This is a genomic window from Urechidicola vernalis, from assembly GCF_031846385.1.
Lineage (GTDB): Bacteria > Bacteroidota > Bacteroidia > Flavobacteriales > Flavobacteriaceae > Urechidicola > Urechidicola vernalis.
In genome coordinates this window covers 908,783-933,216 of record NZ_JAVRHV010000001.1, presented here as the reverse complement: position 1 = coordinate 933,216, position 24,434 = coordinate 908,783, and the positions used below count along the sequence as shown (strand labels likewise).

The 24,434-nt window shown below is 32.2% G+C and carries 25 protein-coding genes; 8 read left to right on the top strand and 17 right to left on the bottom strand.

The genetic code is table 11. The features are described from left to right. Positions 1 to 280 precede the first annotated feature (280 nt). The 6 genes from RM519_RS04165 to pyrR all read right to left on the bottom strand — a co-directional run bounded on the left by RM519_RS04165 (position 281) and on the right by pyrR (position 6,034). Entirely contained in the window at positions 281 to 2,728 is a 2,448-nt protein-coding gene (locus tag RM519_RS04165; RefSeq protein WP_311592300.1) for a TonB-dependent receptor, read from the bottom strand. A gap of 206 nt (positions 2,729 to 2,934) precedes the next feature. Beyond that, the gene (locus RM519_RS04160) at positions 2,935 to 3,846 is read right to left on the bottom strand and encodes a ribonuclease Z (protein WP_311592299.1); all 912 of its coding nucleotides are present in this window, start codon (positions 3,844 to 3,846) and stop codon (positions 2,935 to 2,937) included. Positions 3,847 to 3,848: 2 nt separating this feature from the next. Next, the gene (locus RM519_RS04155; RefSeq protein WP_311592298.1) at positions 3,849 to 4,202 is read right to left on the bottom strand and encodes a T9SS type A sorting domain-containing protein; all 354 of its coding nucleotides are present in this window, start codon (positions 4,200 to 4,202) and stop codon (positions 3,849 to 3,851) included. An 18-nt stretch (positions 4,203 to 4,220) separates the two neighbouring features. Beyond that, on the bottom strand, positions 4,221 to 4,556 hold the full coding sequence (locus tag RM519_RS04150; protein ID WP_311592297.1) for a hypothetical protein: 336 nt from the start codon (positions 4,554 to 4,556) through the stop codon (positions 4,221 to 4,223). A 4-nt stretch (positions 4,557 to 4,560) separates the two neighbouring features. Continuing rightward, a complete protein-coding gene (locus RM519_RS04145; RefSeq protein WP_311592296.1) occupies positions 4,561 to 5,490 on the bottom strand; it encodes an aspartate carbamoyltransferase catalytic subunit in 930 nt (309 codons plus the stop codon). A gap of 1 nt (position 5,491) precedes the next feature. Continuing rightward, the gene (gene pyrR / locus RM519_RS04140) at positions 5,492 to 6,034 is read right to left on the bottom strand and encodes a bifunctional pyr operon transcriptional regulator/uracil phosphoribosyltransferase PyrR (RefSeq protein WP_311592295.1); all 543 of its coding nucleotides are present in this window, start codon (positions 6,032 to 6,034) and stop codon (positions 5,492 to 5,494) included. A gap of 186 nt (positions 6,035 to 6,220) precedes the next feature. Here pyrR and RM519_RS04135 point away from each other — a divergent pair, with 186 nt between their 5' ends. The 5 genes from RM519_RS04135 (at position 6,221) to RM519_RS04115 (ending at position 12,354) form a co-directional block, all read left to right on the top strand. Then, the gene (locus RM519_RS04135) at positions 6,221 to 7,564 is read left to right on the top strand and encodes a tetratricopeptide repeat protein (protein WP_311592294.1); all 1,344 of its coding nucleotides are present in this window, start codon (positions 6,221 to 6,223) and stop codon (positions 7,562 to 7,564) included. Positions 7,565 to 7,654: 90 nt separating this feature from the next. Next, positions 7,655 to 8,578: a polyprenyl-phosphate transporter gene (locus tag RM519_RS04130; protein ID WP_311592293.1), complete on the top strand. Its 924-nt coding sequence runs from the start codon at positions 7,655 to 7,657 to the stop codon at positions 8,576 to 8,578. Then, positions 8,571 to 9,593 (top strand): DUF368 domain-containing protein, encoded by a 1,023-nt coding sequence (locus RM519_RS04125; RefSeq protein ID WP_311592291.1) that lies wholly within the window; start codon positions 8,571 to 8,573, stop codon positions 9,591 to 9,593. Before RM519_RS04130 ends, RM519_RS04125 begins: the two co-directional genes overlap by 8 nt. After that, positions 9,586 to 10,329, top strand: coding sequence for a shikimate dehydrogenase family protein (locus RM519_RS04120; protein WP_432280175.1), 744 nt, complete (start codon positions 9,586 to 9,588; stop codon positions 10,327 to 10,329). Before RM519_RS04125 ends, RM519_RS04120 begins: the two co-directional genes overlap by 8 nt. A gap of 126 nt (positions 10,330 to 10,455) precedes the next feature. Continuing rightward, the gene (locus tag RM519_RS04115) at positions 10,456 to 12,354 is read left to right on the top strand and encodes a DUF349 domain-containing protein (RefSeq protein WP_311592289.1); all 1,899 of its coding nucleotides are present in this window, start codon (positions 10,456 to 10,458) and stop codon (positions 12,352 to 12,354) included. An 80-nt stretch (positions 12,355 to 12,434) separates the two neighbouring features. Here RM519_RS04115 and RM519_RS04110 read toward each other — a convergent pair whose 3' ends face one another. The 7 genes from RM519_RS04110 to rsfS are packed head-to-tail and all read right to left on the bottom strand — an operon-like array spanning position 12,435 to position 17,844. Then, complete coding sequence (locus RM519_RS04110; protein ID WP_311592288.1) at positions 12,435 to 13,052, bottom strand: YceI family protein; 618 nt, start codon at positions 13,050 to 13,052, stop codon at positions 12,435 to 12,437. Next, positions 13,049 to 13,309: an acyl-CoA-binding protein gene (locus RM519_RS04105; protein ID WP_311592287.1), complete on the bottom strand. Its 261-nt coding sequence runs from the start codon at positions 13,307 to 13,309 to the stop codon at positions 13,049 to 13,051. The genes RM519_RS04110 and RM519_RS04105 overlap by 4 nt, the downstream gene beginning before the upstream one ends. A gap of 22 nt (positions 13,310 to 13,331) precedes the next feature. Continuing rightward, positions 13,332 to 13,982 (bottom strand): phosphatidylserine decarboxylase family protein, encoded by a 651-nt coding sequence (locus tag RM519_RS04100; protein WP_311592285.1) that lies wholly within the window; start codon positions 13,980 to 13,982, stop codon positions 13,332 to 13,334. 1 nt (position 13,983) lies between these two features. Continuing rightward, the gene (locus RM519_RS04095; RefSeq protein ID WP_311592284.1) at positions 13,984 to 14,796 is read right to left on the bottom strand and encodes a phosphatidate cytidylyltransferase; all 813 of its coding nucleotides are present in this window, start codon (positions 14,794 to 14,796) and stop codon (positions 13,984 to 13,986) included. Positions 14,797 to 14,799: 3 nt separating this feature from the next. Continuing rightward, the gene (locus RM519_RS04090; RefSeq protein ID WP_311592283.1) at positions 14,800 to 15,387 is read right to left on the bottom strand and encodes an LUD domain-containing protein; all 588 of its coding nucleotides are present in this window, start codon (positions 15,385 to 15,387) and stop codon (positions 14,800 to 14,802) included. Positions 15,388 to 15,404: 17 nt separating this feature from the next. Beyond that, on the bottom strand, positions 15,405 to 17,438 hold the full coding sequence (gene ftsH, locus RM519_RS04085; RefSeq protein ID WP_311592282.1) for an ATP-dependent zinc metalloprotease FtsH: 2,034 nt from the start codon (positions 17,436 to 17,438) through the stop codon (positions 15,405 to 15,407). A 37-nt stretch (positions 17,439 to 17,475) separates the two neighbouring features. After that, on the bottom strand, positions 17,476 to 17,844 hold the full coding sequence (gene rsfS / locus RM519_RS04080) for a ribosome silencing factor (RefSeq protein WP_311592281.1): 369 nt from the start codon (positions 17,842 to 17,844) through the stop codon (positions 17,476 to 17,478). A gap of 85 nt (positions 17,845 to 17,929) precedes the next feature. Here rsfS and RM519_RS04075 point away from each other — a divergent pair, with 85 nt between their 5' ends. Next, on the top strand, positions 17,930 to 18,658 hold the full coding sequence (locus RM519_RS04075; RefSeq protein WP_311592280.1) for a biotin--[acetyl-CoA-carboxylase] ligase: 729 nt from the start codon (positions 17,930 to 17,932) through the stop codon (positions 18,656 to 18,658). Between the two features lie 15 nt (positions 18,659 to 18,673). Here the strand turns inward: RM519_RS04075 and RM519_RS04070 are convergent, their stop codons facing one another. The 3 genes from RM519_RS04070 to pyrE form a co-directional block, all read right to left on the bottom strand. Beyond that, positions 18,674 to 20,266 carry a phytoene desaturase family protein gene (locus RM519_RS04070; protein ID WP_311592279.1) on the bottom strand — a complete coding sequence of 531 codons (1,593 nt, stop codon included), beginning with the start codon at positions 20,264 to 20,266 and terminating at the stop codon, positions 18,674 to 18,676. Positions 20,267 to 20,346: 80 nt separating this feature from the next. Continuing rightward, positions 20,347 to 20,736 (bottom strand): SRPBCC family protein, encoded by a 390-nt coding sequence (locus tag RM519_RS04065; RefSeq protein ID WP_311592277.1) that lies wholly within the window; start codon positions 20,734 to 20,736, stop codon positions 20,347 to 20,349. A gap of 31 nt (positions 20,737 to 20,767) precedes the next feature. Beyond that, on the bottom strand, positions 20,768 to 21,409 hold the full coding sequence (gene pyrE, locus RM519_RS04060) for an orotate phosphoribosyltransferase (RefSeq protein ID WP_311592276.1): 642 nt from the start codon (positions 21,407 to 21,409) through the stop codon (positions 20,768 to 20,770). A gap of 7 nt (positions 21,410 to 21,416) precedes the next feature. On the opposite strand from pyrE, the gene RM519_RS04055 reads away from it, so the two are divergent. Beyond that, on the top strand, positions 21,417 to 22,001 hold the full coding sequence (locus tag RM519_RS04055; RefSeq protein WP_311592275.1) for an NUDIX hydrolase: 585 nt from the start codon (positions 21,417 to 21,419) through the stop codon (positions 21,999 to 22,001). 66 nt (positions 22,002 to 22,067) lie between these two features. Then, complete coding sequence (locus tag RM519_RS04050) at positions 22,068 to 23,738, top strand: SulP family inorganic anion transporter (protein ID WP_311592274.1); 1,671 nt, start codon at positions 22,068 to 22,070, stop codon at positions 23,736 to 23,738. Between the two features lie 46 nt (positions 23,739 to 23,784). On the opposite strand, the gene RM519_RS04045 is transcribed toward RM519_RS04050, so the two are convergent. Then, entirely contained in the window at positions 23,785 to 24,351 is a 567-nt protein-coding gene (locus tag RM519_RS04045) for a hypothetical protein (RefSeq protein WP_311592272.1), read from the bottom strand. Positions 24,352 to 24,434 lie beyond the last annotated feature (83 nt).

Below are 24,434 nucleotides of genomic sequence, written 5' to 3'. Positions count from 1 at the left end.
TAAAATAAAAATCCAAGTCGTGGGGACTTGGATTTTTTTTTGTCAAATAATTTAAAGAACCCCAAATACTCCAAATCATTTTTTAAAATAACTATTATTAACTGAAATAAAGTTAAGACAAAGATAAATGATAAATACATGCTGCGGTATCCCCAAAATCCGTGAATTTTTAGCATCACGGAAAACCGTGATTCGATATCACGGAAAACCGTGAATAGAAAATATAAAAGGCTCGCAAATTTGCGAGCCTTTTATTCCAATACATTTTTATAAAAGACTTCTATAAAAACCCGCCACCACCTTGGGATTCATTATCGTCTCTATTTTTTCTTCTTCTTTCTTTGTTTTTTCCACCTCCAAATCGGTAGTTAAAGCCTAAATATGCGGTTCTACTTTCCCAATTAAATTGCCCTGCTGAAGGGTAAGGGTTTTCAGATTCGAATTTGAACTTCATTCCTTGGAAAATGTCGTTTACTCTAAATGTTAAGGTTCCTTTTCCTTTCAAAACATTGTAACTAGCACCTAAATTAATCATCCACATCGGATCTGTTTTAAACTGAATACTTTGTCCACCGCCTCTATACATTGCAAACATTTGTAGTCTAAGGTCTTTGTTTAAAGTAAAATTGTTACTAACTCTAGCGTTAAATGCATTATTTGTTACTTCTAATTCATCTCCATTTGCGGTACCTGTCTCATTCTGTACATATAAATCGGCACTTGCATTAGCTCTCCACCAAGTTGTAACGGCATAATTAAATGAAGCTTCAAATCCATATCTACTATTACTATCGGTATTTGTAAATGACAATAATACTTTATCTTCATCTAATGGGTCAACATTTAAAATACGTGTAATATTGTCATGTACTTGTCTGTAAAAAGTACCAAATGTAACTGATCCTTTTTCTAATTGACGCGTATAGTTTAATTCGTAAGAATCTGTGAACTGTGGATTTAAAGCAGGATTACCTACAGAAGTTATACGAGGAGTACTCCATTCTCTAATCGGATTTATTTGTTGAAGAGAAGGCCTGTCTACTCTTCGACTATAACTAACTTGAAATTGGTTTTTCTCACTAGGATTATAAGTAAAAAATGCAGACGGGTAAATTGAAAAAATTTGATCTTCAACGGTTTGCGTTTCACCTTTGTTAAAAGTTCCTACAATTTCATATTGCTCTAATCTAGCACCAATTTGCATGGTTAATTTATCCCATTGCTGCATGTAATTAACATAACCAGAATAAATATCCCTAACATAATCAAAACTAGAATCTGGCGTAACTTGAGTTAAATACTCTCCTGGATTTGCAGGATCAGGAATCCTATCTCCATTATCATCCAATACAAATTCGTGTTGCGTAGTGGTTTGGAAATTTTCTGAGTGGCTTCCGCGAACTTCCAGTCCTATTTCTAATTTACTAGTTTCGGTTAATGGGTTTGTATAATCTAGGTTGTATAAATGACTTTCACGCTTGTTGTCAATGTTAGCAACGTAATTGTTAAAAACATCATCCGGATTTAAATAGTCTCCATTTTCGGCATCCTCAGGGCCTTTGAAATTGGCAATTGAGGCGTCGAACTCAATATTATGTCCTTCTTTTTCGAAATCTAATTTATAATTGAAGTTATAGGATGCGTTTTTGGTATCGCTAACCGCAGTATTAAAGCCATCTATAACAAGAGTTCCATCATCAGTGATTTTTTGAGTACCTGAATTATCACTATCAAATTGATTTTGTGTTGTGTAAAATGAGAAAGTGTTTTTTTCATTTAAATAAACATCGGCTCCGGCTTTCAACACATTTGATTTGTTGTCCATTTCAAAATCAAATTCTTGCAATGAATTATTGTCTTCTCTATGAACATAACCATAGTTGTCATTTTTTCCATTGTTATGACCATAGTTTGCAAAGAAATTTACCTTTCCTGTCTTGTAATTCATATCTAATGAACCGTTAAAACGGGTATTTTCTCCTTGTGTAACTCCAGTGTTAACAGTACCATTAAACCCTTGATTTGCACTTTTATGAAGTACGATGTTAATAATTCCACTCATTCCTTCTGGGTTGTATTTTGCAGAAGGATTTGTAATTAATTCCACTTGTTTTATAGAAGTTGATGGAATCTGTTGCAGTAATTGAGCGGCACTCACATTCGTAGGCTTTCCATCTACAAGGATTCGTACATTTTCATTTCCTCTTAAACTAATTTGCCCAGTTTGCGAATCAACACTAACAGATTGCACATTGTTTAAAAGTTCAGATGCCGTAGTTCCAGCGGCGGTTAAATCCTTACCTACATTAATTACTTTTCGATCGATTTTTTGAACAACTGTAGACACTTCTGCAACGATCTCTACTTCGTCTAATTGAGCAGCATCTACAATTAAAGCAACGGTCCCTATTGAATGCACGGCATCGTCTTTAGTGAAATTAATAGTGCGAGCTTCTGTTTTAAATCCAATAAATTGAACTTCGACTATATTTTGCCCTAATGGAATCTTTTTGATTTCGAATTCTCCTTGATCGTCCGTAATTCCACCAGTTAAAATTTCATTGGCTGCATTTTTAATTACAATATTTACATATGGTAATGATTCATTGGTTTCTGCATCGGTAATTTTTCCTGAAATTGTCCCGGTTTTAGCAGATTCGTCATTCGTGGCGTTGGCATTAAAAGCAATACTTAAAGTTAATGCCAAAAGGCATATAATGTTTTTCATGATTAGTTTTTTAGTCTATTTGGTTGCTTATATGACGACGCTAATCATTTACTGTTACCCTTTCTAAATAGGTTTAACAGTACTTTAACAAAACAGAAAATATATAATTGAATTGGGGTTATTTTGGCTTCTATTAATTTGACTTTACGATTTTTATCGTATCCTTATTAATTGATTTTGAGTAAAGACCTCCTTTGAAAAAAGAACTATCCGATTGAGAATGTTTTACCTTCTTCTGCTAAATAAGTATTTATAAACTCTTTCGTTGCTTCGATTTTAAATTCATTTAAATCTTTATAACGATTCGAGAAATGACCCAAAATAAGTTTTGCAACATTAGCCTTTTTTGCAATCATAGCCGCTTGCTGTGCAGTGCTATGCTTCGTTTTTAAAGCCAAATCTTCTTTGTCTTTTAAAAATGTGGCTTCGTGGTATAACAAATCTACTTCTTGGATGATTGGAACAATAGGCTCATGATACATGGTATCACTACAAAAAGCATAACTCAGCGGTTTGTTTGGGTCTGATGTGAGATTTTTGTTTTGAATTATTTCTCCATTACCTAACTTGTAATCCTTCCCGTTTTTTAAGTTTTGATAATCGCAAATTTCAATTTCAGCATATTTTGAAATCTCTGTCATGTTTAATTTACGTTCTCCTAACTTTTCTTTAAATAGAAACCCGTTTGTGTATATTCTATGTTTAAGAGGTATTGTATATACTGCTACTTTTTTATCCTCAAAAATCAACTCACTTTTCTTAGTTGACAGTTCATGAAATTTGATGGGGTATCCAGCAAAAGATTCGGATAACCTTAGTTGGGTAACAATTAACTCTTTAATTCCTTTTGGTCCGTAAACTGTTAGTTCAGTTTCCCTGTTTAAAAGGCGAAAAGTTGAAATAAGACCGATAAGACCAAATACATGGTCTCCATGTAAATGTGAGATAAAAATACGTTTGATCTTAGAGAATTTTACTTTGTATTTTCGCATTTGCACTTGCGTGCCTTCTCCGCAATCAATTAAAAAGGAATGGTTCTTTATTTCTAATATTTGAGCTGTTGGATGCGTTGTCGTTTTTGGAGTAGCACTATGACAGCCTAATATTGTAAGTTTCATTCTTATTTTATTATAAGTCGCTTAGATATAATACCAGAATCGGTCTGTATAGAGTAAATATACATTCCTGCATCTAACTTTTCTTTAAAGAAGATAAAGTCATTTTTACCGGGATTTGCTAAAACTCTGTTTATATAAACGGTTTTGCCTAATAAATTTTTAACTGTGAATACTGCAAATTGTGTACTGTCACTAAAAAAAGTGATTGTTGTTTTTGCAGTTAAAGGGTTTGGGTAGGCAGACAACTTATCAATATTTTTCTCTTGAAAAACATTAGGGGCTTCATTTAAATGAAGGTTGTTTGCTGAAATCAGGGGTGTTATACTTAAAAGAAGTATATAAAGTATTTTTTTCATCAATAAGCCTATTACTTTTTAAATATTCATTAAATCGCGTTCAATAGCATCTAATTCTAAAATATCTATCGCTTCTGCCAATGTAGGAACGATATTAATTTCATCAGGAACATCATCAATATCAATCCCTTTACAAATTATCACAAATGATATGCCATTTTCTCGAAAATCATTAGCGATATTCAAAAATAGTAGGATTTCTTGAATAGTTGTGTTAAATGTTTCAGAAAAATGCAGGACAAGATGTTCTTTTTTAAAATTTTTAACTTCCTCTAAGAAAGAACTATAAAATTCTTCTATCGAAATTTCGGTTGGTTTAACGAGGGTGTAATTGTCTTTTTTTTGCAAATCCATTCGTTTATCTTTTTATCTGTTGTGCCAATAAATAGATTACAGCCATTCTTACGGCTACACCATTTTCAACCTGATTTAAAATAATTGATTGTTTAGCATCTGCCACATCACTTGTAATTTCTACACCTCTATTAATAGGTCCAGGGTGCATAATTACTATATCTTTATCTATAGAATCTAAAAGATCTTTATTAACTCCGAATAACTGCGTATATTCTCTTGTCGAAGGAAAATAACTTACATCCATCCGTTCATTTTGAACGCGTAACATATTCGCCACATCACACCATTCTAATGCTTTTCTTAGATTTGTTTCAACTTCTACGCCTAAACTTGTAATATATTTTGGAATTAATGTAGTAGGTCCGCAAACCTTTACTTCAGCACCTTGTAGTTTTAAGGCAAAAATGTTAGATAGAGCAACTCTAGAATGTAATATATCCCCAACAATGACTACTTTTTTTCCTTTTACATCTCCTAACTTTTCTCTAATAGAGTAGGAGTCTAAGAGCGCCTGAGTAGGATGTTCATGCGTTCCATCGCCTGCGTTTATTATTTTCGCATCTACATGTTGTGATAAAAACACACCTGCACCAACATTTGGATGACGCATTACAACAATATCTACCTTCATAGATAAAATATTGTTTACCGTATCAATTAATGTTTCTCCTTTTTTTACGGAAGATTGGCCAGCGGAAAAATTAATAATGTCTGCCGATAATCTTTTTTCGGCAAGTTCAAATGAGAGTTTTGTCCTTGTACTGTTTTCAAAAAAAAGATTTGCAATGGTGATATCTCTTAATGAAGGAACCTTTTTGATAGGTCTATTGATTACCTCTTTAAAATGGTCGGCAGTTTTAAAAATTAAATCAATATCACTTTTTTGCAAGTATTTTATTCCAAGTAAATGCTCTACGCTTAATTGACTCATTTTAGTCGTTTTTTATTAGGTAAATTGCGTCTTTTCCATCTTGCTCTTTCCATTGTACCACAACCTTTTCATTGTTAATTGCATCTATTTGCCTACCTCTATAATTAGGTTGAATAGGTAAGTGTCTACTAAATCTTCTATCAATTAAGACCAAAAGTTCTATTTTGTTAGGCCTGCCAAATGCTTGAATTGCCGACAGGGCCGCTCTTATACTTCTTCCAGAATATAGGACATCGTCTATAAATACAATATTCTTATTTTCAATTTCACAGGTTAAATGTGTTTTGTTCGCTTCTAGTGGGGCATCTCTTCTCCTAAAATCATCGCGATAAAAAGTGATATCTAAATCACCAGAATTGATGTTGTCAATTTTATAATCTTCTTTCAACATTTTCTTTAGCCTATTTGCTAAATGAACACCACGGGGTTGAAGTCCAATCAATACGGTATTTGAGAAGTCGTTGTGGTTTTCAATTAACTGACACGCCAATCGATTTAAAATGATGTGAATTTCTGTTGAGTTAAGTAAATTTTTGTGACTCATAAGATGTTTTTCCAAACGCTGTTCGGAGTACAAATATACATATTGTTAATTAAATTGTTAAAAACAAAAACAGTATTTTCTAATATCAACAAGTTCTTAGACTACTTTTAAACTGTAAATGAATTGACGTTTATGCTTCATAACTCCAATCAGAATAAAAAGTTATCTCTTTCGAAATTCGAATCTATGTTGAAGACGAATAGTGTTTACTTTTTTGATTCGACAGAATTCGAAGGTATCATACAGTATTATCTTGACGTTGGAAGACAATCTTTAGCTCATAAAGCAATAAAGTTGGGACTAGACCAACATCCTACTTCTATTAATTTAAAATTATTACATGCTGAACTCTTGATTTATGAAGATAAGTTAGAAGAAGCGGATAGAATTTTGACCGAATTACACGCTATAGAGCCTAACAATGAAGAGATTTATGTGCAGAAGGCGACAATTTTATCAAAACGTAAAGAACATCATAAAGCAATTGATTCTTTGAAAATTGCCTTGGCATTTACCGATGAGCAATCGGATATTTTAGCTATGATAGGTGTTGAGTATTTGTACTTAGATAATTTTGATTCGGCCAGACTGAATTTTGCGAAATGTTTGGAAGTTGATTACGAAGATTATTCCTCTTTATATAATGTTATTTACTGTTTCGATATGCAAAATCAACATGCTGAAGCAATTACTTATTTAACTTCATTTATTGATAGAGAACCATTTTCAGAAGTAGCCTGGCATCAATTGGGAAGACAGCATTTTATTTTAGAAGAATATGTGTCTGCCTTAAGAGCATTTGATTATGCAGTTGTTATAGATGAAAGTTTTGTTGGTGCATATTTAGAAAAGGCAAAAACCTTAGAACAATTAAAACAATACGAGGAAGCTATTGAAAATTACTTAATAACTATAGAGTTAGATGATCCAACAGCATTTGCTTATTGCAGAGTAGGAGAATGTAATTATAAATTGGGTAATAGAGATTTAGCGCTAAAATATTTTAAGAAAACCGTTCGTGAAGATCCATTATTGGATAAAGGATGGATTGCACTAACCAATTTGTATTGTGAAGAAAAACGATACCAAAAAGCGTTATATTTTATAAATAAAGCGATTGCAATAGACGAATCTAATACTTTGTATTGGAGAAAATATGCAGAGATTAACTTAAAACTAGATTTCTATGAAGAAGTAATCAAAGCATTTAAAAATTGCATTGAGTACAATGATAAAAGTCTAGACATTTTTGTTGGTTTATCTGATGTGCTGAACTTTATTGGTGATTTTGAAGATGCTTTAAAGGTATTAATCACGGCCATGAGAGAATATCCTATTCATGCTGAAATTGAATACAGAATTGGATGCCTAAATTTAATTTTAGGAGATGATGAAAAAGGACTTAAGTTCCTACGTAAGGGGCTTGAATCTGATTTTGAATACCATACAATTTTTAAGGAGTTATTCCCTGGAGTGTTTGATTTAGAAAGGGTAAAAGAAGAAATTCTTAGGTATAGAAAATCGATATAGATCAAATTTATTTTTCAACTATTTTATTAAAAAAAAGAACAGGATTCTTTCTGTTTAAAGCATTACATTTGTTTTACAAAAAAACAATCAATGCAAAATCGCTCATTTAAGCAATATTTAATTATAAGTTTAAAAGGTATAGCCATGGGGGCTGCAGATGTAGTTCCAGGTGTTTCTGGAGGTACAATTGCCTTTATTTCTGGTATTTACGAAGAATTATTGTCTTCAATAAGCTCTATAAAAATTAGTTTAATAGGAAAGCTTAAAACCGAAGGAATAAAATCTGTTTGGAACCACGTTAACGGAAATTTTTTGTTAGCACTCTTGGTAGGTATCGGAATTAGTGTTGTGTCTTTAGCTAAGGTGCTTTCTTGGTTGTTAGACAATGAACCTGTATTGTTATGGTCTTTCTTTTTTGGTCTAGTTTTAGCCAGTGTGTTATTTATTGGTAAAAGCATTTCGAAATGGAACGTACGAACAATTGTTGTCTTTTTATTAGGTACGATATTGGCCTATTATATTTCAACGTTACAGCCACTTATTTCAGACAGTTCATCTCTGTTATATTTATTTATAGCAGGCTCTTTAGCCATTTGCGCTATGATTTTACCGGGTATTTCAGGAGCCTTTATTTTGGTATTGTTAGGTGCGTATAAAACAGTTTTAGAAGCAGTTCATAATAGAGATTTTAAAATAATTATAACAGTAGGTCTTGGAGCGGTTGTTGGATTATTATCGTTTTCTAAAATCTTAAAGTGGATGTTTATTAAATTTAAGGATCTTACCCTTGCTGTTTTAACAGGTTTTGTACTTGGCTCTTTGAACAAAATTTGGCCATGGAAAAAAGTTATCAAGTCAAAAATGATAGAAGACAAATTAATCATTTTAAAAGAGCAAAGTGTTTCTCCGTTTAATTTTGAAGGAGAGAATCAATTTGTATTTGCCTTGATATTGGCCATTATTGGTTTTGTATCAATAATTTTAATGGAAAAAATAGCAGTAAAGGATGCCTAATAATCGCTCGTCTATAGATAAATTTTTTCTCTTTTTAAAGGGATTGTCTATGGGTGCAGCGAATAAAGTTCCAGGTGTATCTGGTGGTATGGTAGCTTTTGTATTAGATTTTTATGAAGAGTTAATATATTCATTCCAGAAAATAAATCTTAAAGCTTTTAAATTATTAGTTAATAGAGGATTTAAACCTTTCTATAGATATATTAATGGTCGTTTTTTACTTTTAATAATGGGAGGAAGCGTATTTTCATATTTTAGTGTTTCCATTTTATTAGATTATTTAATAAGACACTATGAACTATACGTTTGGAGCTGGTTTTTTGGGATGATTCTAGGTTCAATATACTACATAGGAAAAGACTTTAATAAATGGACTGTAATTAGAATTGTCTCCATCGCATTAGGAATGACTGTTGGAATTGCGATTAGTTTTATGAGTCCAGCTACGGAAAATGACAACTTGTGGTTTGTGTTCTTCTGTGGAATAATTGGTGTGTCCGGTATGACCTTACCGGGTCTTTCAGGTTCTTTTATTCTTATATTAATGGGGAATTATGTATTGTTACTGGTAGATTCTGTTACCATGTTATATAAGACCATTACCGATATTTTTACATGGAACTGGGAATTTATAAATGACCCGAATAGAATTAGATATCTTAAAATTGTAGGAGTTTTTACAGCAGGTTCAGTATTTGGATTGGTTTCTATTTCACATATTCTAAGTTATGTTTTAAAGCGTTGGAATCATATTGTTACTGCAGTGATTTTAGGATTTATAACAGGTTCTTTAGGTAATGTTTGGCCATGGAAAAAGGCTGTGTATAAGAAAAATGGAGATCAATTATTAACGGATATGAATGGTGACTATATTATACAAAATTACAAGCGGTACATTCCGGAAATGAATACGTCAGAATCTTGGATTGCAGTGGGCTATATTGTTTTAGGGATAGGGGTTATTCTGTTTTTAGATTATTATTCAAAAAGAAATAAGATCAATGAAAATGCATAAAAAATTTGGATTGATAGGAAAGAACATTTCCTATTCGTTTTCTCAAGGATATTTTACAGATAAGTTTAAAAAAGAAAAGATTGAAAATGTTTCGTATCAAAATTTTGATCTTCCAGAAATATTTGAATTTCCATTTTTAGTTTATCATAAAGAAGAGGAGTTTGGTGGATTTAATGTTACTATACCTTATAAAGAATCCATAATAAAATACCTTTCAGATATAGATGATGAAGCCAAGGAGATTGGTGCTGTAAATACGATAAAAATTACTGAAGATAATCAGTTAATCGGATATAATACTGATATCTATGGTTTTGAAAACTCACTGAAACCTCAATTAAAAGATCATCATAAAAAAGCATTGATTTTGGGTACAGGAGGTGCTTCAAAAGCTATTGCTTTTGTGCTGAAAAAATTAGAGATAGCATTTGTATTTGTTTCTAGAAACCCTTCAAATGAAAATGAATTGTCTTACAAAGAGGTTACCAAAGAGATTATGGAAAGCCATACTTTAATCATTAATTGTTCTCCAGTTGGTACGCATCCTAATATTCAAGACTGCCCTAGTATTCCTTATGAACATTTATCTGATAAACATTATTTGTTTGATTTAATTTACAACCCATCTCAAACAAAGTTTTTAACTAATGGTAAAAATGTAGGTGCCTCTATTAAAAATGGACATGAAATGCTAGAACTTCAGGCAGAGAAATCTTGGGAGATATGGAATAAATAATCCACGCCTTAATACTTACGAATTTTTTTAAGTATGTTTGTAGAAACAATGTCAGGTACACTGAGCTTTAAGAGTGGGTTTCAGTTTTATTCCTGACTTATTATGGACCTTTAAACATTATAGAAAATGTTAGACGCTACAAATGAAAACCTTCCCAATGAATCAGAAGAAATCAATTCTGAATCTGAAAATAATAAACCGGAAAATAAGAATGACAATGCTTCTTCTGATATGACAGAAGAACAAGTTGTAAATGAAATAGATGATCAGATAGCAGAAACTTCGGAAAAGGAAGAGGAACAAAATGAAGAGGAAGAGGTGAACTATGAGACTATGGAGTTGGAGGAACTCGTGGTTGAATTGGAGAAAATTATTAATAACAATGAGGTTCAAAAGATAAACAAGCAGGTAAATAGTATTAAAAATGTGTTTAATTCTAAGTTCTCTAAAATACTTGCAGAAAAGAAAGCACAATTTTTAGCGGAGGGTGGAGAAAGTATAGATTTTAAATATTCTAATCCTTTAAAGACCAGCTATAATACTTTGGTAAAGGATTTCAAGGAAAAACGAGATAAGTATTATAAGAATCTTGAGACCGAATTAAGTGGAAATCTAGATCTGCGTTTAAGCGTTATAGAGCAATTAAAAGATTTGATTAAGAATGGAGATTCTAAAACAATGTACACTCAATTTAAAGGGTTGCAGGAACGTTGGAAACGAATCGGTCCCGTTGCAAGAGAAAAGTATAATGACACTTGGAGAACTTATCATCATCATGTAGAGCGTTTTTATGACTTATTACATTTAAGTAATGATTTTAGGGATCTTGATTTTCAGCATAATTTAGATGAAAAACTAAAACTTGTAAAAAAGGTGGAGGAATTGGCAGAAATGCCAGACGTAAATGCAGCCTTTAAGCAATTACAGGTAATTCATAAAATGTGGAAAGAGGACATTGGTCCAGTAGCAAGAGATATTAGAGAAGAGGTTTGGGGTAAGTTTAGTGCTGCAACAAAGAAAATTCATGATAAGCGACATGATTATTTCAGAGGTTTAAAAGGGAAGTACGAAGAAAATATCGAAAAAAAACTTATTGTAATTAAACAAATTGAAGAAGTAGATACTTCTAAAAATAATTCTCACAACGATTGGCAAGGGAGTATAAAGAAAATTGAAAGTTTAAGAGATCAATTCTTTAAAATTGGACGTGTTCCTAAATCAGAAAGTGATAAAATATGGGATAAGTTTAAAGGAGCAACAAAAAAGTTTAATAAAGAAAAGAATAACTTTTACAAGAATATAAAAGGTGAGCAACAACAAAATTTAGATAAAAAACTAAAATTAATTGAACGAGCCGAGGCTGCCAAAGACAGCGAGAATTGGGAGGAGACAACTGAATTAATGAAGAAAATTCAGTTTGAATGGAAAAAAATAGGGCATGTTCCAAGAAAGTATTCTGATAAAATATGGAATCAATTTAGAAATGCTTGTAACCACTATTTTGATCGTTTTCATGAATACAAAAATGAAGGGAGCAAAGAAGAACAAGAAATTCTAAATAAGAAAAAAGCCTTATTAGAGTTGATAAAAACACAAACTCAAGATATTGAGAAAGTTGAAATTGAGGCGCTAAAAGAACTGATCAAAGAATGGCATTCTCTAGGAAAGGTACCTTATAGTATGCGACATGTAGAATCAAAGTTTTCTAAATTAATTGATAAAGTTTTTGGACAATTATCAATTGATCCTAACGAGTTGGAAATGATGCGTTTTAAGAACCAGATTGAGGGCTTTTTAGCGCAGAATAATTTTAGAAAATTAGATGGAGAACAGTTGTATTTAAGAAAGAAAATTGACGAGTTGATACGTGAGAAACAACAGCTTGAAAATAATATCAATTTCTTTGCAAATGCAAAATCTGACAACCCATTGTTAAAGAATGTGCAAAAGAATATTGCCTTAATTGAAAAGAAGTTGGCCGGATTTAAACTGAAATTGACTTATTTGTCTCAGTTAGATTATTAAAAAATATTGATAAGGATATATTACGAATAAAAAAAACGCTCCATCTGGAGCGTTTTTTATTCTTATAAATCAAGTGTAATTTACTTTTTAACTAGGTTTATGCTTGCATCAATCTGAACATCATTCCATGTTTTACTAACGCCATCGGCACCTTTATGTAAGTCAAAACAAGCCTTGTTAATACTCGCAATTGCTTCTTGACCATCCCAATTATTTAAGTCCATTGTACCGGTTAGAATAAATACATTATTCTCTAGAGTATAGGTAATAGGAACTTCATTTGAAACGCCGTTCATAGTAACAGTTAAGGTCCCTGTTTTGTCCTCATTAATATTTAGTTTCCCCGTTAATGCCGTTGTGTTTTTCATAGCACCAAAAAAGAATTGCTTCAATTTAGAATCTCTATCATCGTTATTTGTAAAGATGCTACTAACAGGAATATTAAATTCTGTACTATTGATCAGTTCAGCAGCGTTTGAGGCATCCTTTCCTATTTTAAGGTTTAAATCTTTAAACTCTCCTTTTACGGCTAATTTTTCTGTTGTTTTATAGGCTGTCCAACCAATTTTTGCAGACTTAGAATCCAATGTATATGAAAATTCCGATGTTTTATTGTTTTCTGATTTAACCTCTTTTTTACAAGAAACAGAAATAAGTAATACAAATAAAATGGTTAGTGATAGAATGTTTTTTTTCATTTTAAATATTTTTTGACAAGTTTAATATATTCTAATTTGGCTTCATCTTCAGTAAGATGGTTTAGTTGAAACCAAGCATTTATTTTAAAAGCATTTCGCAATTCAATATTTCCAGATGGTTGTTCATAGTTGTTTCCTCTAGTAGCTTGTTTATAGTAGGCATAAAATTGCAACATCACATCCTGCGGAAGTTTTTCCGAAGTGTTCGATGCCTGTTGATAGGCATCATTAAACCTAGAGTTAAGATCCTTTTTCATATGTTTATTCCTCCGCTATTTGTTAAACGGATGCAACTATTTGTACTCCACCCTTTACCTTATCATTTAAAGAAACATTAATTTTTGTTCCTAATGGTAAAAATAAATCTACTCTTGAACCGAATTTAATAAATCCGGCGTCTGTACCTTGGGTTACATTAGTATCTTCAACAGCATAATTTACAATTCTTTTAGCTACGGCACCTGCAATTTGTCGATAAAGTACAGGTCCGAAAGTTTCATTCTCGACTACTATTGTTGTGCGTTCATTTTCAGTTGAAGCCTTTGGGTGCCACGCAACCAAATATTTACCTGGATGGTATTTACTGTATTTAACTGAGCCGCTAATTGGGTATCTTGTAACATGTACATTTAACGGAGACATAAAGATAGATACTTGCAATCTTTTATCCTTAAAAAATTCAGTTTCTTCAACTTCTTCAATAACAACGACTTTACCGTCTACAGGGGCAATGACATTTGCATCATTTACAACAGTATTTCTAGCAGGATTTCTGAAGAATTGTAAAACCAATATATATAAAATGATAAAAACGGATTGAATTGACATGGCAAGCCATGCTATATCGATTAAAGAATCAATACTTAATATTGCAATTAAAAGAATTACTGTAGCAATACTTATAATTTTAAACCCTTCTTTGTGAAACATATTAAATAAATTGTAAATAAATAAAAATAAAAGGTGCTGCAAAGATAACACTATCGAACCGATCTAGAAAACCACCATGCCCCGGAATAAGATTACTACTGTCTTTTATACCTGCTTGCCTCTTAAACATAGATTCAATTAAGTCACCAAGAACACCAAATGTGCTAACCAATAATGATATTACAACCCACTGAATGGTAGTTAGTTCTGTAAAGTATTGAGCAATTATAAAGCCACCAATAAGACATGCCACAAGTCCTCCAATAAACCCTTCTACGGTTTTGTTAGGAGAAATATGTTTTAGAAGCTTTACTTTTCCAAAATTTTTCCCCACCAAATAGGCAAAGGTATCATTGCACCAAATTAATAGAAATACGCCTAAAATTGCATTGCTAGCATATTGTGGGTCATTATTAAGAAATGGAATCTGTGCAATTAATATAAACGGGATTACTATATAGATAACAGATAAAAATATTTTACCTAAATGATTTACAATTTCTTCCTTCTTGGCAAATAGAATCCAAACAAATGAAGAGAAAATAGTAAGGAACAGGGCTACACCTGCATATCTTAGAATCATTTTAGAAGGCACATCTTCAACGTTAAGAATGTTACCAAAAATAAACGCCGAAATTCCTATTAAATAAGGGAAAACACTTTTTAATTGTATCATTTTTAAAAATTCATACAAACAAAACAGCATCACTATAAAAAAGAGTACTAAGAAAGAGATTTTATGAAATAGTATTGAGAATATTAAAACAGCTACATATACTATTCCAGATAAAATTCGTTTGGTAAAGTTGTTCATTCCTTAAAGATCTTCTAATAGCAACAAATATAAGTTTTTTGAATTAGTAGTGCCATAATTCATAAAATCATCGTTGCTAATTTTAGCTCCATAGTTTTTTATTGGACTGATATTACCAGGAATATTTTTTTTATATTTTAATTTTATACCTGTTAGACTTTCTCCTTTACTTTTAACTATCTGACTAGTAGTAGCAAAAACAATAAAGTCGTTAGATAAGGTTGCTAATTTTTTATCGTTTAATTGGCGTTCACAAAAAAGTATATTTCCATTTTCTGAAATAAGTGACTCACAAGAAGTGAAAAAAGGAATGTTCTTATTAAAGCCATCATCAGTATGAACCTTTACGGATGAGATATATTTGTTTAGATCAGCATCTCTCACTGAAATGGTGTCCCAATCGTTTTCTTCTAAAATATTTTGAATGTTATTTGTTACATCCTGATTTTTTAGGCAATACAAAAATTTACCGCCCAATTTAATGAAGTTATGTACAAATGAATCATCTAAAGAAAGCGTAACTCTCTGTTCTTTAATTTCTTCCTCAGAGAATGCCTTATTTTTTTTAAATATTTTTTTAAAAAAACTCATTAAAAAATAATTGTGTTTTAGTTTTCAGAAACTGGTTCTTCATCAATTTCTTTATCCTCAACTTTAGTATCTACTATCGTTGATTCAGCTTTTATCTCATTATTAGATTTTGATTCCAATGCAACTTTTTCTTCTTTTTCAAAAGGGCGTTTACCAAAAATTTCTTCTAAATTGGTTTTGAAAATCACCTCTTTCTCCAATAAAATTTTAGCTAATTCTACTAACTGTTCTTTATGTTCAGTTAAAATTGCAATTGCACGCTCATACTGAGTTTCAATAATTTTCGAAATTTCCTTATCAATTAACTTTGCAGTTTCTTCACTATATGGTTTTGTAAAACCGTATTCGTTTTGACCAGATGAATCGTAATATGTTATGTTACCTAAGTTTTCGTTTAAGCCATAAACTGTTACCATTGCTCTAGCTTGACGTGTGATTTTTTCTAAATCGTTTAAAGCTCCTGTAGAAATTTTATTGAAAATTAATTTTTCAGCAGCTCTACCTGCTAGGGTAGCACACATTTCATCTAACATTTGCTCTGTACGAACAATCATGCGTTCTTCTGGTAAATACCAAGCAGCACCTAATGACTGCCCTCTTGGGACTATTGTAACCTTAACTAAAGGTGCCGCATGCTCTAAGAACCAACTAGCAGTTGCGTGCCCAGCTTCGTGATAAGCAATCGTTTCTTTTTCGCCAGGAGTAATGATTTTATTCTTTTTTTCCAATCCGCCAATAATTCTATCAACAGCATCCAAAAAGTCTTGGTGTCCGACAGATTTTTTACTTTTTCTAGCAGCAATCAATGCAGATTCATTACACATATTTGCAATATCAGCACCAGAAAACCCTGGAGTTTGTTGCGCTAAAAACTCTAGATCAACATCTTTACCAAGTTTTAATGGTTTGATATGAACTTTGAATATTTCTTTTCGCTCATTTAAATCTGGTAAATCAACATAAATTTGACGGTCAAATCTACCAGCACGCATTAAGGCTTTGTCTAAAACATCGGCACGGTTGGTTGCAGCAATAACGATAACGTTAACATCGGTTCCAAAACCATCCATTTCTGTTAGTAATTGGTTTAATGTGTTTTCACGTTCATCATTACCACCAGTCATATTACTTTTTCCACGTGCTCTTCCAATTGCATCAATTTCATCAATAAATATGATAGATGGAGCTTTTTGAGCAGCCTGCTTAAACAAGTCTCTTACACGAGATGCACCAACACCCACAAACATTTCAACAAAATCAGATCCGGAAAGTGAGAAAAACGGTACGTCTGCTTCACCAGCAACTGCTTTTGCCAATAACGTTTTACCTGTTCCTGGAGGGCCTACCAATAATGCTCCTTTTGGAATTTTCCCTCCTAAAGAGGTGTACTTTTCTGGATTCTTCAGGAAATCTACAATTTCTTGTACTTCTTCTTTTGCTCCTTCTAAACCAGCAACATCTTTAAAAGTTGCTTTTACTTTTTGATCTTTATCAAATAATTTTGCCTTCGATTTTCCAATACTAAAAATTTGACCTCCAGCACCTCCGCCGGCACCTCCAGACATTCTTTTCATAAAGAAAATCCAAATTGCTACCAAAACAATAAGTGGTAACCAACCAATAAGCTGAGACATTAAGTCTCCTTGACTTTTATTCGCAGTGTCAAAATCTAAGTTTAATTCAGATCTTTTAGAATTTAAGTCATTTTCGAAATTTTGTAAATCTCCAAAATCATATGTGTAATGCGGTGCACCTGGGTCTTTTAGCAAAGAAGGCTTTCCGATGTCTTTGTATTTTTCTTTAGTAAGTGCCTCTGGCTTCAATATTATTTGGGCAACATCCTTATTTACAATAGTGATTTTTTCAATATCATTGTCGGCAAGCATCACCTTAAAATCGTTCTTAGATAGATCATCAGAAACGTTACTAACGCCTCTCATTAATTGGTAACCTAAAATTAGTGCAAAAATAATTGCATAAACCCAATAGGAGTTAAATTTTGGTAATTTGCCTTGCTCTTTAGCGTCTTTTTTTTCGTTTTTCTTACTCATCTATATAAGTTAAATAGGATGTAATTCAATTTTTTAATTAGGCTGTAGTAATTGTTGTGATCGTGGCATCACCCCAAAGTCCTTCAATATCATAAAACTCGCGAACCGATTTTTGGAAAACATGAACGACAACATTTACATAATCCATTAAAATCCACTCGGCATTTGCTTCGCCTTCAACATGCCAAGGTTTGTCTTGTAACTCTTTACTTACCATTTTTTGAATGGAACCTGAAATAGCGCCGACTTGTGTGTTTGAGTTTCCTGTGCAAATTATGAAGTAATCGGTAACTGTATTGTCAATTTCTCGTAAATCAAATAGTTGAATATCTTCTCCTTTTACTTCTTCAATACCTTTGATAATTACCGTTATTAATTGATCGGCACTAACTTTATTTTTAGTCATTAAAAAATGTTTAGTTTTGCTACAAAGTTATTGATTTTTATGGTTAATGCCATATTAATAAATAAGATTGTAATATAATATTTTTATGCATTTAATCAAACTTAATGCCACCGAATCAACTAATACTTTTTTAAAGGAGTACATTCGAAAAAATGATGCTGAAAATTACACTGTTGTTTGTGCAAAAGAACAAACAAAAGGTCGAGGGCAATACAATGCTTCTTGGTTTTCTGAAGGGGGTAAGAATCTTACTTTTAGCGTGTTGCTTAAATTTGATAGTTTATTTGTTAAAGATCAATTTTACATTAGTAAAATAATATCACTTGCAGTAAAGCAAGTTCTTGTTAAATTTTTGCCAAATAAGATTACGGTTAAATGGCCAAACGACATATTGGCAGATGACAAGAAAATTGCCGGAATTCTTATAGAAAACGGTCTGAAAAATGGTATTGTGTCACATTCAATTGTTGGAATAGGACTTAATGTAAATCAGGAGCAATTTCCAAAACAGATTAATGCAATTTCAATGAAAAACTTGAGTTGCTCGCATTGGGATCTTGATGTTGTTTTGGCTGCTATTGTAGATTCAATTAAATCACACATGTATTTTCTTGAAAACAGAAAACTAACGGAAATTGATGCGGAATATTTAAATGAATTATACAGGTTTGATCAAATTTCAAATTACGCAGATTTGAATGGGAACTTAATTAAAGGGAAAATAATTGGGGTTTCAAGAATTGGGAAACTACAATTAGAATTAGAATCTAAAGAGCGGGAAGAATTCGAAATTAAAGAATTAAAGTTTATTTAGGGCTAATTATTATAATTAGTAGGTTTTGTAAATTTTCTTCATAAAATTCTTTCCAGTAATTGCAGATGCTGTAATTAATCCAGCAAAAAGTGCGCCGCCAACCCCTGCGGTTACAATATCTTGACCAGTTAAATACAATCCTTTAATAGGTGTTCTTGGTTGTAAGAATTTTTGACGGAACCTTTCTGGGGTATGATCTAACCCATAAATTTCACCTTTGTCATAATTTACAAAGTGAGAGGTGCTCAACGGCGATGACAATTCATAACAATCAATTTTATCTTTAAGATATGGCAATTGTTTAAATAAAACCTCAAATAATCGTTGCGCAATAGATTCTTTTAAATCATCATAAGATTCACCTCTTTTCATCCATTTAGAATCTTTCCAAGGTTCAAATAATTCATAAGGTACGAGGGTAATAATATCAATAGTACTTTTTCCAGGATATCTATTAGACCAATCTGGGTCTTTGGCAGAAGGGAAAGATACATATACAACTGGGAACTCACTATCTAAGTCATTTAAATAATTCTCAACACAAGTATCATGATCATGCTGTCCTGGATACACCCATAAATTTGTTTTAGGTAATTCTAATTCTTCAGGTGAGCCGTTTAATCCAATATACAAACTAACATGAGCCACAGACGGATTTACTTTTTGCAATTTGTCCAGTAATTTATGTTTCTCGGCAATTGCTGTTGGAAGTAATTTTTTATAGGTGTTAATAACGCCAGCACCACTAATAATAGTTTTTGCAAAGAATTCTTTACCATCAGCCATTTTTACACCAATCGCCTTATTGTTTTTAATGATAACTTCTTCTACCGATGCATTTGTAAGTATAGTTCCTCCATTTTGAGCGATTACTGGAGCAATGGTATCTACAATTTGAGAGGAACCTCCAATAGGAAAACTTCCACCTGAAAAATAATGTTTTACCACGGCAGCGTGCATAACAAAACTACTTTTCTTAGGAGCCAATCCATAATCGCCGTATTGCCCAGTTAGTACCTTTATCAAGTCTTCATTTTGTGTTAAGGAACTAATGACTTCATAGGTAGTTTTGTCTGCATATTTCAAGTAATCCTTCTGCATAAAATTCCCTAGTAATTTACCTAGTAAAACAGGAATAGCCTTGGCAGCATAAAACTTAGTCATGGCCTTATTAGCAGCGAAAATATGATCCACATATTGATCAATTGCATTTTGTTCACTTGGAAAATATTCTTTTAACTGGTTTTTGAAATTTTCAACTCCCTTTACCAGATTATACTCCTTTTCCCCTATAATGATTTTGTCATAAACTTCACCCATATCGGCCCATTTTAAGTTGCCGTTGGAGATATATTCAAATATCTTTGTAATAGGACTATTTGGTCTTTGTACTTCGCCTATATAATGAATACCAACATCCCATTCGTACCCCTTTCGTTTAAATACATGCGTAAAGCCACCGGCAGTGTAATGTTTTTCTAGCAGTAATACTCTTTTTCCTTCTTTTGCTAAAAGTGCGCCTGTGGTTAAACTCCCCATTCCAGTTCCAATTATAATGGCGTCGTAAGAATCGGCTAATTGATATTTCTTTTTGTAGGACTGAATCATGTTACTTGTTTTGAGGAAAAAACGAATATACAAAAAAAGCGCACCGAATTGGTGCGCTTTGAATTTTGTAGAGAAACTAATTAAAGCTTGCTAATATTGTCAGATAATGTATCAATGAATTTTTGCAATGGTTTTTTAACCATCATTGCCATCATTGGGTTAAAATCTCCTTGAAATTTTAACTGAACTTCAGAAGAACTATCTGAAATTGATTGGATATTAGTTGTTAGTGTAAAAGATAATTTACTGCTTGCAGCACCTAAAACTACAGAGTCAAATTCATTTTTTTCTTTTAATACCAATCTAATTTCTGGCATTCCTTTCAGAGCGAAAATAAAAGAGTCACCATCTACTTCAAATTTCTCTTTATTTTCCGGCATTAATTGTTCAAAATTATCAAGGTTCGTTACAAAATTGAATAACTCTTCTTGTGATTTTGATACGGTTATTTTTGGAGTTTCTAAGTTCATTATTATTTATGCTTTTATGCTTTTATGCTGATTATTGATTCCACTCACTAGGATTGGTTCTCCAATCTTGTAGAGTATCTAAATCTTTTTCAGATATATAATTTGTGTCATTTGCTTGTTCAAGTAAAGCGTCGTAATTGCTTAATGTGGTTAATTCAACTTTTGCTTTTTCAAAATTTTCATCGGCTACAACAAAACCGTAAGTAAAAATGGCAATCATACCTTTTACGGTTACATTTTCTTTTTTAAGTGCTTTTACTGCATTTAAACTACTCTTACCAGTACTGATTAAATCTTCGATTACAACAACGTTAGAGCCGCTTTCTAAAAAGCCCTCAACCTGATTTTGACGTCCGTGTTTTTTTGCCTCTGGTCTCACATAAATAAATGGAACTCCTAATTCTTCGGCAACCAAAACGCCAATGGCAATTGCACCTGTTGCAACACCAGCAATTACATCAGGCTTTCCATACTTATCCAACACTATTTTTGCCAATTCCTGACGTAAATAGGTTCGTATTTTTGGAAACGACAATGTTGTCCTATTGTCACAATATATTGGTGATTTCCATCCTGATGCCCATGTAAAGGGATCATTTGGTTGCAGTTTTATTGCTTTAATTTGCAATAAACTTTCAGCAGTTTTTTTTGCAGTATCTTTGTTCATAATCATGCTGCAAATGTACACAATTTTTATTGAGGATATCCCAATTTATTTAACTGAAAATATAGATTTTTCATCTAAAAATAACTTTTACTCCAAGGACGAAATAACCATAGAAAACCTACTGAAATTAGCAAAATCTAAAACTGTTTCGTCTATTTATTTATACCATAATGATTTGAAAGAATTATGGAAAGAGTTTAAATGGTTTTTTAAAATTGAAAAAGCGGCGGGAGGTAAGGTAAACAATGAGAAAGGAGAAATTTTATTTATTTATAGATTCGATAAATGGGATTTACCTAAGGGGAAAATTGAGAAGAGAGAAAAGAAAAAAGAGGCAGCGATAAGAGAGGTAGAAGAGGAGTGTGGTATATCTGGACTTGAAATTATTGAGAAACTTCCAAAAACGTATCACGTTTTTCAAAGAAATGGAAGAGAGACGTTAAAAATTACCTATTGGTATGCCATGAAAACTAAATTCAATGGTGAATTGACTGCTCAAGAAGAAGAAGGAATAACCGATGTGGTTTTTAAAAATAAAGATGAAATTGCGGAAGCATTGCAAAATACGTACGGAAACATTCAGTTGTTGTTCAATTAATTAGAATAGTTCGTCTATACTTGGCTAAAAACTGTATTTTTGCCGCTTTTTAGAAAGTGAATAATTATGTTTAAATCGATTAAAGAGAGAACTTGGAGTTTCAGAGATGATACTTTTGCGGGTATTACGGTGTCTTTGGCAATGATTCCAGAAGTAGTAGCATTCGCTTTTGTGGCGCAGATAGATCCTTTGGTGGCGCTTTCAGGTGCTTTTATTATTGGATTAATTACGGCTATTTTTGGTGGTAGACCAGGATTAATTTCTGGTGCAGCTGGGGCTGTTGCTGTAATTTTTGTTGCTATGATTGCTCAAGGGCATGAAAAAGGGATGCTCATGGATACACCCATTGATAATATGGGGTATTATTATTTGCTCGGTGCTGTTATTTTAATGGGTTGTTTTCAAATTGGAGCAGGACTATTAAAATTAGGAAAATTTGTAAGGTTGATTCCACACCCAGTAATGATGGGGTTTGTTAATGGATTGGCAATTGTGATTTTTATCGCTCAGGTAAAAATGTTCTCTCATAAAGAATTATCGGTGTCTGAAGAAGGCGTTAAGTCTTATTTAAATATTCCAATGCAAGGGAGCGAATTGTATCTTATGCTGGGATTAGTTGGATTAACCATGGCTATAATTTGGTTATTGCCAAAACTAACAAAGAAAATACCTGCAGCGTTAACCGCAATTTTGGTAACTACTGCAATTGTGATATTTGGAGGATTGGATGTAACTACTGTTGGCTCATATATTATTGAAGGTGGAGGTGAAGGGTTAAAAGGTGAATTTCCAACACCAAATAAGGAATTGTGGCAAAATTTACCGATTAACTTAGATACCTTTATGTTTATTTTACCCTATGCATTTTTAGCAGCATCGGTTGGTTTAATTGAATCGTTGATGACAATGAATTTGGTTGATGAATTGACTGAAACAAGAGGTAATGGAAATAGAGAATGTGTTGCTCAGGGGGCTGGAAATGTTGTAAGTGGTCTGTTCGGAGGAACAGGAGGATGTGGAATGATTGGACAAACAGTTATTAATATTAACGCAGGAGGTAGAGGAAGACTTTCAGGTATTGTAATGGCTGTAACCTTATTGTCATTTATTTTATTTACCGACAAGTACATTGAACAAGTTCCAATCGCTGCATTGATTGGGGTTATGTTTATGATGGTAATTGAAACATTTGCATGGTCTAGTTTTAGAATTTTGAAAAAGATTCCAATGTCTGATGCTTTTGTGCTGATTATTGTTTCTGTTGTTACGGTATTATTTGATTTGGCAATAGCGGTATTTGTTGGGGTAATTATTTCTGCTTTGGTATTTGCATGGGAAAATGCAAAGAAAATTAGAGCTAGAAAACGTATGAAAGAAGACGGTACAAAAATCTACGAAATTTGGGGTCCATTATTCTTTGGTTCAATTACTGCTTTTAATGAAAAGTTTGATGTGAAAGGAGACCCGGAAAAAGTAGAAATTGATTTTGTTGAGTCTAGAGTTAGTGATCACTCGGCATTTGAAGCGATTTTGAATTTAGTTAAGAAATATGAGGCTGTTGGGAAAACGGTACATTTAAAACATTTAAGTCAAGATTGTAAAGATTTATTATATAAGGCAGATGCTAAGTTTAATGAGATCATTGTTGAAGATGTGGATGATCCGCGTTATCATTTGGCAGAAGATCCTGAACGTTTTACAAAGGGATTGGCAGAGTATAATGTGCTTGATAAATAGATATTAAAAAAGATATAAAAAAAGGAGCACGGAAGTGCTCCTTTTTTTATGAAATCCAAGTTTCTTCTATAAAATCAATTATCCAATCGTTGTTTTCTTTTTTAATGTAAATTCTAAATCCGTGACCATTCAAACGTCCATATACTATTCCGCCTTCTAAAACTCCAAATTTGCGATTAGTATCAAATGTAATTGTAGTAAATGAAATTGCAGCCCCAATATGAAAAGGATGTTCTATATTCCATATTTCCGAATTTTGTGGGAAACTGGCACTAGACATAAAATTAAATTTGGCGCTTTTAAATTTATTTAAATCAATTTTATAAACACTTGATTGAATTAAGGAATCAGTTTTAATCTGATAGCTGCAGAAATGATTTTTTAAATATTTGAGGTTAGGTTTATGCGGAAGTTTAATTGAATCATGAATAACAAGAACTGTTCGCGAAGTGTCTATTCCAATGGCTGATTCCCTTAATTTGTAATCTTTTAAAATTTGATCATAATTTTTTAAGTTGGATTGATGAATAGAATCCGAAATTCCTTCAAATTGAAACGGAGGGATAGGTTCTAATATTCTCATGTCCATGTAAATATCATCAATTAATTCCAAGAATATTTCATCTAAAACTACTTCACTGTAATTAATATCTGTCTTTGAAGAGCATGAAATAAAAAAAGTTAAAATTGAATAAA